The following is a 12,424-nucleotide window of genomic DNA, read 5'->3' as shown; positions in this document are numbered from 1 at the left end:
TATGGATATTATATTAGCTTTATGGTTTAGAAACATTAAAATTTTTGTTCGCAATCGTGTTCAGCTTGTTTTCACGATTATCATGCCATTCTTCTTTTTATATGTGTTTAGTTCGATATTTAAAAATGACAATATTCAAAATCCAGTAAACTATATGCTCGCAGGTATTGTAATAACGACCGTCTTTCAAACTTCCCTTACTATTGCGACAAGTACAATTGAAGATATTGTTTCGGGATTTATGAAGGAGGTGCTAGTAAGTCCTGTTAAAAGAATTCAGATTGCCGCCGGTCAGCTATTATCAGCAGCAACAATAGCAACCATGCAGGGTATTATTATTCTAATGATTGGTTATTTTATAGGGCTTAAATTCACATCCTGGATAACACCATTTGCGGTAATCTGCGTGATGATTGTTGTTGGACTTGTGTTTTCGGGGTTAGGATTGTTTTTAGCAGCTCTGGTTAAAAATTCACAAACTTTTCAAATTGTAATAACGGCGATAACAATGCCGATGACATTCCTTTGTGGCGCATATATTCCGCTTTCAATGTTACCAAAAACAATGCAATATGTTGCTTATCTCAATCCAATGACATATACAACAGCATTTTTTAGAACTATCATACTGGAAAAGACGTCTTTAACAACCGATCAAATGGTTGCGGAACAGCTTGCTTTTAAAATAGGGGATTTTGTAATTACACCTCTTATTAGCATGGCGATTGTAATCATTTTTGGGATCGTGTTTTTACTATTATCAACCTATGTTTTCTCAAGGGTGGATTTTTCAACAATTAATCGCTCAAAAAGTAAAGAGGCTGATATATGGAGTTAGTAATAATATGAGCAATGAGTATTAGCTAAGCAAAGTAATAAAGATAAACCTATATGTTCTGATATGACTGACGCTGATAAAAAGGCGTTAGTTTTTATTATTTAAGGTATAAATTCCTCCCCCAATTGCTAGAATAGTAAAAATTGCTCCTACTATATTATATAACATAAATTTGTACCCCTACTTTCTTCATAATAGATTAGAGTTGCGACTTAATCCGTAGAAAAATTATACCATTAAAGTATTAAACTCCAATCTATCCTTTGCTTTTATATTAAATATGCCTTGACCTTCTGATATTAAATAATTAGTACTTAAACTCCGCTCTGTTCAACTTCACATTTCAATGGTACATATTTCTCAAAAGGTATTTTAAAATTATCCATATTTTCAACTTTGTTAAAAAATTCTTCTACAGAGTTGCAGTCGTATTCCCATAAATTTGTATCTAACCCTTGTAATTTAGCATTGGGTTTAAAGTATATTGTAAGTCTTAATTGCTCCATACCGTTATATTCTCCATCATCTAACTCAAAAGTAAATTGTCTAACAAACTCCGAATAAAATAAGGCTTCACCTTTAACTTCTTCTACTCCACATTGAAACAACAGACCATCATCAGCACAATCAACTTTGATACTAAAAAACTTTTTAAAAATTTCCAATGCCAATTTAGAATTTGGATTATTAAAATCAAACTTTGATTCACTTAACATATTAATTAATACTTCTTTGGATTCATTAGCATTTATCATTTTACCCTCCATTAAAATCTTATTTGGTACATAATTTTTTATTAATCTGACGCAACTCATAGGAATATTGTACCATTGAGTTATGCAAGTTGTCACAAATACCCTATTTTTATAAACACTAGCTATATTTCGGCATAATTTTTAATTTATGTATGTTATAATGCGAATGCAACATATCCAATAGGGGGAATATTAAATGAATAAAAACAAATTTTTAGCTAAGATTATAAGTTGGAGGTTCCTATAAAATGAATAATGCTGATATTAGCAAACGGTTATTTGAATTAGAGAATAAACAAAGAATGCTATTTATAGGAGTTTGTAGAGCACTAGAAAAGCTTGGAATAGAACAAGATGACAATTTAGAATTGTTTTGTATATCGCGATTTTCATATGAAGGTTTTGAAAATTTTAAGACGTTTTTATTAGAAAATTCAATTAAGCTTCATAATGAAAATTTAAGCAAAGTTAAGTTCATAAATGATTACAACGCCATTTTCTCAGATAAAAAATTATTATTATCTAAGTTAATGGAATTAGTTGATAAATCAGATGAATTTGAACAAATATGTAGTTTATATTTTGATAGAATATAAGTATTTATTCAAAAAAATGGTGTGATTCCATTAGGTAGGAAGCCTTACGGCTCCTTTCCCCTCTAAGAACCGTACTTGTGTGTTTCCACACATGCGGCTCAAGCCCTCTCTTTACCTCAAACAAGTTGGTATTTGAACTTTTTGAAAGCCTTCTTAATCAGTTTGTATCCTTCTTTGCTGTTAGGGTTCCACTTGATTGTTTTTGATGTAATAATTCCAAGTTGTCATACCTTTCATCACCGCCTAATTTAGTAGGTACAACATGATTAATATTTAAAGACTCTTCTCCAACTAATGATTGTTTACACACTCTACATTTGTAATTACTGAGTTTTGCTAACTTCATTCTGGTCGAAACAGTATCATTTATGAAATCTTTCTTATCTCTTTTTTCAAAATATTCTTTTAAACTACCATCATCAGGACTATTCGTATATTTAACTACAGCGTGCCTCACTACCGGTAACGCAGTTTATCACGAAACACTACTAATTAGCGACTTCTTGTCGCACAGTAATATAAGAATATTGTTCAATTAGTTTACTATAGGTTGTGCTCATAACCGGTTTCATTTCCATAAGTAGTAACTTACGAATTGAGTAAACTTAAAAATTATTGGAGTCTACTACCCTAATACCTTTTTCAATGATGGCTTCAGTAAATAAACCATGCCCCTCAATTAAAGTACCACTAAAAGACCCATCATAGATAGTGTTTACACCACAAGTAGGACTTCTTGACTGTAATATTGCTAAATCTATCTTTTGTCCCTTAATTTTCTCCATTGCAAGTTCTACTCCTTTGCGATATTCTGCATCTACATTCTCACCATTCTCAGACATTACAATGCCGTTTACTATCTCAGCACATGCCCTTGGGCATTTCATACCTGTCAGCAGTTCAGGACATATTTCAATCACAGTATGTCTTTGTATAAATTCAACTACACTTCTATTCAAATTATTTCCGCCATTATATTTGCAGTTTTGTCCTATTACACAGGCACTTACTAAAATATTCATGTACATCTCTCCCAACAATTCGGATTTATCCACGCATTATATAAATAATGTTTACTTCACAATAATCTACTGTTGCGACTAATACAATTATTTAATTATACTATTATTACCGTAAATTGGATATTAAAAAGAATGTATGATTTTAACCAAATATTAAATGGTTACATAAGAATTTAAAACTTGAGATTATAAAAATAATCTGAAATTTTCATTAACTACGAAATAATATTTTTGCGTATGCTATCCCAAATTTGCTTTTAAAAAGTAAGCAAGTAGTATATAATAAATATAACGAACTGATGTTCTAATATGAGTAAATAAGATTAATAAAAAGGAAGATGATTTATGCTATGAGTAAATTAATATTTCATATTGACGCAAATAGTGCCTATCTCTCATGGGAAGCTGCGTATAGACTTCAACAAGGTGAGCAGTTAGATCTTAGAACAGTACCATCTGTAGTAGGCGGAGATGAAGAAAGCAGGCATGGAATTGTTTTAACTAAATCAATGCCTGCTAAAAAATTTGATATTCACACAGGCGAGACTTTATATAGTGCTAGGGCTAAGTGTCCTGGAATAATAATTGTACCTCCAAGATATTCATTATATATGAAATGTAGCGAGGCTATGCATCAAATATTTTTAGAATACACTCCAATTATTCAGCGTTTTTCAGTTGATGAAAGTTTTTTGGATTTTTCTAATATGGAACATTTATATCCTGACTATTTGAAACTCGCTGAAACTATAAAAGAGAGGATAAAGAATGAGCTTGGGTTTACAGTGAACATAGGGATATCAAATAACAAACTGCTTGCAAAGGTAGCTTCAGATTTTAAGAAGCCAGATAGAATTCACACACTTTTCCAAAATGAAATAAAAGATAAAATGTGGCCATTACCTGTTGAAGATTTATTTATGGTAGGTAGAGCGACAGCACCTAAATTGTACAATTTAAATATTAATACCATTGGGGAATTAGCAAATTATAATTTAGATATTTTAAAGAATAAATTAAAGAGTCACGGTCAAGTTATTTGGAATTACGCCAATGGCATCGAGTTTTCAGAAGTCCGCAAGAGCAATTATATTAAAGTGAAGGGTATAGGCAATTCTACAACAATAGCCTTTGATGTGGAAGATAAAGACACGGCTCATAAAGTATTACTATCCTTGTGTGAAACAGTTTCCATGCGTTTAAGAGATTCACACAATTGTTGTACTGTGATAAGTATAAGCGTCAGGGGTAGTGACTTAATATTTTATTCTCGTCAAAAGAAAGTAGATGTAGCAACTGACTCTACTCGCAAAATATATGAAATAGCATGCTATTTATTTGATAATGTTTGGAAAGGTAATCCAATAAGACACTTGGGGATACATATCACAGACTTTTGTAGTAATGAGCTTTATCAGTGTTCGTTACTAGATAGTTTTGATTATGAAAAAGATAAAAAGATAAATGATACCGTTGATAAAATAAGATTAAAATATGGGCCAAAAGCTGTAGTTCGGTCTTGTTTTCTTCATTCAGGACTAAATAGTATGTGTGGTGGAATGGCAGATGGTGAGGAAGATTATCCATTAATGAGCGCAATACTTTGAGGAGGTTTATAATAAATGAAGGTTTTAGCATTACCTGTAGAAATGGTAAGGAATTTAGCAATTAATAGTTTTGTACAATATTGGTTTATATATGGAGAAAACTAAATATATAATGGTGGTGTAATTTATTATGAAAATAATCGCAAAACCTATCGAAATGATTTGTTGGTTTGATAAAAAGGGTATTATTCATCCTTTGAAATTTAGATTCGAAAATCTAGATGACTCCAATTCTGTAGTGAAAGTAGACAGGGTCATAACCAGGGATAAGGAAAAATTGGCTGGAAATGAAATGTTAGTATTTAGGTGTCAAAGTATTATAGCAGGTATAGAAAAAATATATGAACTTAAATTTGAAGTTAGAAGTTGTAAATGGATGATCTATAAAATGTGAATGAATATAACTAATTACTATAGAGATAAAATTTACGGCATTTCTAGTTTGCAATTTACTTATATTTTAGGCTTTGTTTTAATTTAGTGTTGAAATTTGATATATTTGTAAGTCTTGCAATAAAACTTTCACCGATTTTACAAACTCTGCTACTTATAAGAGTAAGAAACCATTAGATAAATGGCTTAAATATGCTAAATGTATGATTGCAGGTTACTCTATTAGAAAGAGTGCTAAAATTGTAGAGATTAACATTGCAACAAGTTTCTTTTGGAGACATAAAATACTTGATTGCATTAAGTCATTTTTTGGTGTAGGATCTGTTGATGGTGTAATTGAGGCTGATGAAGTATTCTTCGAAGAGAGTTTCAAAGGTACAAAACCTTCTAAAATGCCGACAAAATCTCGTAAGAGAGGTAAATAAGTTAAAAAAAGAGGTATTTCTAACAAGCAAGTGTGTATTGCTAGTGCCATTGATAGACAAGGTAATTTAATTATGGAGTTACTATGTAAAGGTAGAATGACACACCAAGAGTTAGAAAGGCTCTATGAAGGTCGTATAGGGGATAACTCTATCCTTTGTACCGATAGTCATAAGGGTTATGTTCAATTTACTAAAGATTTTTCATTGGAACATAAGCGAATAAAAAGAGGGAAACACAAAGAAGGAATTTACCATATTCAACACATTAATGCTGTACACAGCAAATTGGAAAAGTGGATGGATAAGTTTAATGGTGTTGCAACTTAATATATCAGCAATTATATGTACTGGTTCAAATGGTTGCAACTATTTGAAGAAGATAAAGAAGTTATTAAAATCAAAAAATTTATGGTTCAATGTAATGTAGCCCACGCTTATACTAAAATATCAGATTTCAAAGAAAGAGAACCTATTTTTGTTTAGTGTACATTTATATTGGAATTGATTATGTAATTATTATTCAAATATGATATAATTTAGTGCACAATTATGATATTGTAAAATTAATTTTTATTTGACTTATAGAGATAGGAAGTGATGTAATGGGATTGTTAATAGAAAGCATTATTTTATGTTTAATCTTTTTCGTAATTTGCTTTTTAGGAACTGGAAGTGACGAAAAAAATATTAAAAGTTTTGGTTCATACCCAGATGAAATACAAGGCATAATAATCAATAATGATAGGTTGAAAAATAAAATTGTAAGGAAAAGTTCTCATATGTCGTTTATATCAAATGTTTTTATATTCTCTATAGTGTTGTTTTTATTTGGATTTATTATAAGAACTGATAGTTGGAAACAAAATTTTATAAATATCTTTATTTTAGGTGAGGTTCTTAATGCTTTTGATTTTTTCTTTATTGATATGATTTGGTGGAGAAATACAAAAAGAGTAAGATTTAAAGGAACAGAAAAATTAGATATTGCATATAAAAATCCTAAAAAGCACATTAGTTCATTCTTGAAAGGAATTATTGTTTTTGTGATTGTTGCATTAGTTGATACAGTAATGTTAACTTTTTTAAAATAAATTTCAATTTATCTGATTTAAAAAGCAAAACAAGGGAAATCAAATGATATGCTCCCCTTATGGTGAATTGAACCCTAAAAGTTGAACAAAATATTTGAACAAAATATTTCATGTATGGGACTAGTAGTTTAATGTAACTGCTGGTCCTTTTACGCTACTGATTTTCTATAATTAACTGGACTTAACCAATTCAAACTTTGTTTGATTCGATCATTGTTATAGTATTTGATATAATCGATTAATTCCATCTTTATTTCTTCCATTGATGTAAATTCCCTTATATACAATAGCTCAGTTTTTAAAATACTAAAAAAGTTTTCTACTACTGCATTATCATGACAGGTTGCTTTACGTGACATACTTTGTTGAATTCCTTTTGCTATTAATTTATTTCGATATGATTTTTGTTGATATTGCCATCCCTGATCCGAATGCAAAATAAGTCTCGTGTTATCGGGTATTTTTCTAAAAGCCTCTTCCAATGTATGATTAATTTGCATCATATTTGCATGGTCATTAAGATCATAACTAATAATTTCACGATTATATAAATCCAGAATTACTGATACGTATGTTTTTTGCCCACAAAATGAAATTTCACTGATATCCGTTACCCATTTCTGATTAGGTTTGTCCGCTTTAAAATTCCTGTTTAATATGTTAGGTGCGATTTTCCCAACATCACCCTTATAAGAGTTATATTTCTTCATTCTTACACAACAAAACAGTCCCAGAGAATTCATTAATTTTAGTACCGTCTTATGATTAATTATATATCCGAGTTTGTGTAACTCCGCTGTAATACGTCTGTAACCATATGTTTTTTTATTTTTATCAAAGAGTTCTATAATCTTTTGCTTTATTTTTTTATACTTATCTAGTCTGTTCATTCGTTTTATATAATAATAGTAAACACTGTGTGGAATTTGTGCTATATCTAAAAGCAGCGTGATTGTGTATTTATGCCTTAATTCATAGATTACTGTTACCTTTTCTTTGGTGTTTGCCTGGATTGAATTAAGGCATTCAATTTTTTTGTGTAATCTAGCTCCGCACGAAGACGCTCGTTTTCATTGTAAAGAGCCTTCTCCGTTTTTGTTTGTAAATCGCTTAGTTTTAAGTTTTTACAAGTGCTGATTATATTCTTTATAGGTTCTCCTTTTTTTCGGCCACGATGATCTATAGCTAAAAATTCTTTGCCATTTTCAATATAGAGTTTTTTCCATCTAAGAACTAAAGATTCATTAAGATTATATTTAGAACATATCTCATGTTTTGAAAGACCACTATTTATTAATTCTTCTGCAACCTTTATTCGAAAGTCACCTGTATATTTATTCCGTTTTCCATTACGAGGTATAAGTGCATCGTCGCCATGTAACTCCTGAATTTTTTCCCATCCTCGTATTGTTTGGGGAGCGACATCATATTTTCTTGCTAGAGCATTGCGTGAGCCATTATTAGCTTTCTTCCATTCATCAAGTATTTCTAAACGCTTTTCAAGTGTGTATTTTACTTTCAAAAAAAATCACCCCTTATATAAACAATTATAATACTTTGTCCAATAAAAGGGGAGCAGTTCATGGTAGACAGTTAAAATAATAAAACTGTTTACTATAAGGAGGGCTATTTTTTTATGGGAAGAAAATCAACTATATCAGACCAACAAAAAATTAAGGCTGTAACATCATATTTAAATGGAAAAGCTAGTATGTTAAGTTTATGCAACAAACTTCAAGTACATAAGAGTTCTTTTCAAAAATGGGTAATACGATATAAATCAGAAGGTGAAGCTGGGTTAAAACATTCTAGCAAAAATACTTCTTATACTGCCAAAATCAAGATTAACATTGTAAAAGAATATCTTGATGGGCATGGCTCACTGAATGATTTATGCATTAAGTATCATATTTCGTCAAATACAGTTTTATGCAATTGGATAAAGAAGTATAATGGTCATGAAAACATAAAATCTTCTGGAACAGGAGGAAAAATAATCATGACCAAAGGACGCAAAACTTCTTATATTGAACGCATTGAAATCATAAAGTACTGTATTGAAAACAATAACAGTTATAATAAAACTGTTGAAAAATATAAGGTATCTTATCCTCAGATTTATACCTGGATGAAGAAGTATAATCAGTTTGGTATTGAAGGGCTTTTGGACCGACGTGGAAAGCCAAAGGCTGAAGAGTTAATGACAGAAGATGAAAAGCTAAAAGCTCAATACAAGCTTTTAGAAGCACAAAATAGAAGATTACGGATGGAGAATGCTCTTCTAAAAAAAATCCAAGAGATAGAAAGAAGGCGATATTAAGCGAAGCTAGATACGAAGATACTTATCTTGCAATCCAAGAATTATCTAACAAAGATAAATTTCCTATAACTGAGTTGTGCATTATAGGCGGCGTTAGCCATTCTGCATATTATAAATGGCTACACAGAGAAAAAAGTAACCGAGTATTGAAAAACGAAGAATTATTAAAGCTTATTTGTGAGTTATATGAGGAAAAAGACGGTATCTTAGGCTATCGCCAGATGACGATTAAAATCCGTAGAGAATATAATAAAAAAGTTAATTATAAACGAATTTATCGTCTGATGCAGATATTAGGATTAAAATCCGTATGCAGAAAAAAAAGATATAATTATATTAAGTCAACTCCTGAAGTTACTGCAGAAAATATTTTGGATAGAAATTTTAAAGCAGAACAAGTCAATAAAAAATGGCTTACAGATGTAACCGAGTTTAAATATGGGAGAAGTGGACAAAAGGCTTATCTAAGTGCAATATTTGATTTAGGTGATAGAAGTATTGTTTCATATGTCATTGGTCATTCTAATAATAACCAATTGGTTTATCAAACCTTTAATCTTGCTGTTAAAGTATACCCTGATGCTAAACCAATATTTCATAGTGACCGAGGTTTCCAGTATACTTCAAAAATATTTAAAGAAAAACTAAAAAAAGCTGGAATGATACAGAGCATGTCGAGGGTTGGGCATTGTATTGATAATGGTCCAATGGAAGGATTTTGGGGAATCTTAAAAACAGAAATGTATTATCTTCATAAATTTGAAGACTATGAAAGCTTAAAGAAATCGATTGAAGACTATATAGAATATTATAATAATAGACGTTATCAAAAACGTTTAAAGTGCATGACACCAATGGAATATCAGCGATATCTATTAGGTAATGCAGCATAAATAAAGCGCCTACCAAATGATAGACGCCTTACATAAAATCTTTAATTATTTCCACTGTCTACTTGACAGGGGGCAGTTCAAAATGGTTTCCCTTAAAAATCTCTATATTTTCAACACTCTTTTAAAACATAGCCATATTTTAAAATTGAGAGCAAAAATTTTGCTCTTTTATTAGTTAATTTAGTATACTACAGACGAACGCTAACTAATAGCCATAAAGTTTATTGAAATTGCTATTTTGTTAAAACCAAGGTAGATATAATACTTTCAATGTAATAAGTCATGCTAGGCACATTGTAAGCTATAGTTCTTGGCAAAGGCATTTTGTGCAAGAATTCACACAACAGCAGATGGTTATTTAAATATTAGTAAAAATCTTTACACCTTTATAAAAAGTGTTATTTTAAAAGTATTATCTGTGTATTCTGTATCAATATCCCCGCTATATTTAGATACCACAGTTCTAATGATATCCACGCCATATCCATGTATTAGGTTATTTTTTTTATTAGTGATAAATCTCAGGCCATTTACTTTTATCTGATTTATCTTTGAGTTTTCAACCTCATAAACAAAATATCCTTTATCTGTATTTGACTTAATATTTATAAATCTGGAGTTTTTATCTTGTATTTTTGAACATGCATCTATTGCGTTATCAATAGTATTAGAGAACATGCTACATAAATCTGGTTGAGAAATATTTAATTGCTCAGGAACATAAATATTTATGTTAACATTTATACCCAAATCAATAAGCGTTTTGTGTTTGTTATTTAAAATTGAATTTACTACTTTATTCTCACAAAATGTATGAATTGACATAGAGCTTATACTTTCTGTCACATTGCCAAGGTAATGCCTTGCATCTTCAATGTTCCCCTCATACAAAAATGAGTTTATAACCCCTAAGTGATTTTTCATATCATGCAATATTTTCTTTGTGATATTCTGATTTTCTTCTATATCCATATAATGTTCCATCTGCATTACTAATTGTTTATTTAAGGAGTCAGCTTCGGAACCTAAAGCAATTTCTTTAATAACATAAAACGTAGCAATAATGCCAAAAATATATAAAGTCATTATCGTAATGACAATGAGGTTGTAAAAGGTGGTTACTTTAAATATAAAAGGAACAATGCTAAAAACAATGGAGATGAAGGTAGCTAAAGACATAATACATATGAGTGCCCATATTTTGCTAGATAAAATTTCTTTAGCCCATAATACAACCTTATAAAGAGCAAAATATATTAAAATAAAAATCAGAACTCTTAAAGAAGATTCAATTATGTCATTAAATCTATATTTGTAGATTGGGAAAAAAGAAGCTATTCTAGCAGCCAACATTTTCACACTTACAGAGATAGTTGAAACCATGGACACGGCACAAATCCTTTTTATTTTTACGTCTTTATAAAAGATTAATCCTATAATCAAGTAGATAACAAATGAATATATAATATTTTCGATATCTCCTGACATAATAGGTATCATACACATCACAAATAAGGCAAAAAAATTTAATGCAGAAAACATTTTCGAGTCTCTTTTCGTTAAAAATGCATTAAGTAATTTAAATAAAATAATTGTTTCTATAAACGAAATAATAATTAAAATAATGATTGGAATAATAACTGCAATTATCTCCATAAAGCACCCTACCTCAGTATTTGTTTTGCAAACGTTATTAAAGTCTTTTTATATCTGTTTCTACTTATTGGAACGTTGTATCCAAGTGTAGTAATAGCATGATTTTGTTCAATGCTATTTATATTAGTTAAGTTTATTAAATATCTTTGGTGACAGCGTATAAAATTTCTATTAATAAGTTCTTTTTCTACATCATCAAGCTTTGAATAAAATTCATATTCCCCCTGCTTACAGATTAGTCTAATAATCCTCTTATCACTAAAAAAATACACAATATCCAAAAAGTTAATTTTATGAGTTTTATCTTTAAAATTTATTATATACACATCACTATTTATCATATCCAAACTATCAAGAGCTTCTTTAAATACCTTAGCTATTTTGTCAATTTTAAAAGGTTTTAGTATATAATTGAAGGCTCTGACGTTATAGCCTTCGAATACATATTCCATAAGTCCTGTTACAAAAATAATTATAGCAATTTTATTTGTTTTTCTGATTATTTTGGCAGTATCTATTCCTGATATCTTTTTCATTTGAATATCTAAAAATATTATATCAAATTTATATGAATTATTTTTTATGGTATTTATAAGCTGTTCTCCGCTTTCATAATCGTTTATTTTAGCATCAAGGTTGTTTTCTTTAATCTGGCCTGCCAGAATATTTTTCAGCATATTTCTTTGTTTAAATTCGTCTTCACATATAGCAATTTGTAACATAAACGTTGTTCCTCCAATATTTTAAGAAAAATTTTTAAAATTTCTTATATTTTCAAAAAAGATCTTGATAAAGTTGGTAAATTTCAAAAATTCCCAATATGATGTT

The 12,424-nt window shown here is 29.8% G+C and carries 14 protein-coding genes and 1 pseudogene; 8 read left to right on the top strand and 7 right to left on the bottom strand.

Annotation, left to right across the window (positions count from 1 at the left end; all coding sequences use genetic code 11):
- The first annotated feature begins 1 nt into the window (after position 1).
- Complete coding sequence (locus ACWJKE_RS06915) at positions 2-838, top strand: ABC transporter permease (protein ID WP_216303827.1); 837 nt, start codon at positions 2-4, stop codon at positions 836-838.
- A 314-nt stretch (positions 839-1,152) separates the two neighbouring features.
- Here ACWJKE_RS06915 and ACWJKE_RS06910 read toward each other — a convergent pair whose 3' ends face one another.
- Positions 1,153-1,593, bottom strand: a complete 441-nt coding sequence (locus tag ACWJKE_RS06910; protein WP_216303828.1) for a hypothetical protein — start codon at positions 1,591-1,593, stop codon at positions 1,153-1,155.
- Between the two features lie 248 nt (positions 1,594-1,841).
- Between ACWJKE_RS06910 and ACWJKE_RS06905 the strand changes: the two genes are divergently transcribed.
- Entirely contained in the window at positions 1,842-2,189 is a 348-nt protein-coding gene (locus tag ACWJKE_RS06905) for a hypothetical protein (protein WP_216303829.1), read from the top strand.
- Between the two features lie 157 nt (positions 2,190-2,346).
- Here the strand turns inward: ACWJKE_RS06905 and ACWJKE_RS06900 are convergent, their stop codons facing one another.
- Positions 2,347-2,646: an HNH endonuclease gene (locus ACWJKE_RS06900; protein WP_216303830.1), complete on the bottom strand. Its 300-nt coding sequence runs from the start codon at positions 2,644-2,646 to the stop codon at positions 2,347-2,349.
- A 148-nt stretch (positions 2,647-2,794) separates the two neighbouring features.
- Positions 2,795-3,211 carry a 2-thiouracil desulfurase family protein gene (locus ACWJKE_RS06895; RefSeq protein ID WP_220320224.1) on the bottom strand — a complete coding sequence of 139 codons (417 nt, stop codon included), beginning with the start codon at positions 3,209-3,211 and terminating at the stop codon, positions 2,795-2,797.
- A 350-nt stretch (positions 3,212-3,561) separates the two neighbouring features.
- Here ACWJKE_RS06895 and ACWJKE_RS06890 point away from each other — a divergent pair, with 350 nt between their 5' ends.
- The 4 genes and pseudogenes from ACWJKE_RS06890 (at position 3,562) to ACWJKE_RS06875 (ending at position 6,727) form a co-directional block, all read left to right on the top strand.
- Positions 3,562-4,818, top strand: coding sequence for a Y-family DNA polymerase (locus ACWJKE_RS06890; protein ID WP_462954069.1), 1,257 nt, complete (start codon positions 3,562-3,564; stop codon positions 4,816-4,818).
- Positions 4,819-4,948: 130 nt separating this feature from the next.
- Positions 4,949-5,212 carry a hypothetical protein gene (locus tag ACWJKE_RS06885; RefSeq protein WP_165414698.1) on the top strand — a complete coding sequence of 88 codons (264 nt, stop codon included), beginning with the start codon at positions 4,949-4,951 and terminating at the stop codon, positions 5,210-5,212.
- Positions 5,213-5,312: 100 nt separating this feature from the next.
- Positions 5,313-6,119: pseudogene (locus ACWJKE_RS06880) on the top strand (IS1595 family transposase); the annotation flags it as partial.
- A 119-nt stretch (positions 6,120-6,238) separates the two neighbouring features.
- Complete coding sequence (locus ACWJKE_RS06875; RefSeq protein WP_462959293.1) at positions 6,239-6,727, top strand: hypothetical protein; 489 nt, start codon at positions 6,239-6,241, stop codon at positions 6,725-6,727.
- Positions 6,728-6,876: 149 nt separating this feature from the next.
- Here ACWJKE_RS06875 and ACWJKE_RS06870 read toward each other — a convergent pair whose 3' ends face one another.
- Both ACWJKE_RS06870 and ACWJKE_RS06865 read right to left on the bottom strand, forming a co-directional pair.
- Complete coding sequence (locus tag ACWJKE_RS06870; RefSeq protein WP_462959355.1) at positions 6,877-7,707, bottom strand: IS3 family transposase; 831 nt, start codon at positions 7,705-7,707, stop codon at positions 6,877-6,879.
- Between the two features lie 5 nt (positions 7,708-7,712).
- On the bottom strand, positions 7,713-8,249 hold the full coding sequence (locus ACWJKE_RS06865) for a transposase (RefSeq protein WP_462958831.1): 537 nt from the start codon (positions 8,247-8,249) through the stop codon (positions 7,713-7,715).
- Between the two features lie 114 nt (positions 8,250-8,363).
- On the opposite strand from ACWJKE_RS06865, the gene ACWJKE_RS06860 reads away from it, so the two are divergent.
- Together ACWJKE_RS06860 and ACWJKE_RS06855 are read left to right on the top strand one after the other, a co-directional pair.
- Positions 8,364-9,047 carry a helix-turn-helix domain-containing protein gene (locus tag ACWJKE_RS06860; protein WP_258280590.1) on the top strand — a complete coding sequence of 228 codons (684 nt, stop codon included), beginning with the start codon at positions 8,364-8,366 and terminating at the stop codon, positions 9,045-9,047.
- Positions 9,048-9,121: 74 nt separating this feature from the next.
- Entirely contained in the window at positions 9,122-9,940 is an 819-nt protein-coding gene (locus ACWJKE_RS06855) for an IS3 family transposase (protein ID WP_253198320.1), read from the top strand.
- 378 nt (positions 9,941-10,318) lie between these two features.
- Here the strand turns inward: ACWJKE_RS06855 and ACWJKE_RS06850 are convergent, their stop codons facing one another.
- Both ACWJKE_RS06850 and ACWJKE_RS06845 read right to left on the bottom strand, forming a co-directional pair.
- The gene (locus tag ACWJKE_RS06850; protein WP_462959292.1) at positions 10,319-11,596 is read right to left on the bottom strand and encodes a sensor histidine kinase; all 1,278 of its coding nucleotides are present in this window, start codon (positions 11,594-11,596) and stop codon (positions 10,319-10,321) included.
- Positions 11,597-11,604: 8 nt separating this feature from the next.
- Positions 11,605-12,318 carry a LytR/AlgR family response regulator transcription factor gene (locus tag ACWJKE_RS06845; protein WP_462959291.1) on the bottom strand — a complete coding sequence of 238 codons (714 nt, stop codon included), beginning with the start codon at positions 12,316-12,318 and terminating at the stop codon, positions 11,605-11,607.
- Positions 12,319-12,424 lie beyond the last annotated feature (106 nt).

Source organism: Clostridium sp. CM036, assembly GCF_055081135.1.
The sequence above is the reverse complement of the archived record's forward strand: the minus strand, read 5'-3'. Positions and strand labels throughout refer to the sequence as shown.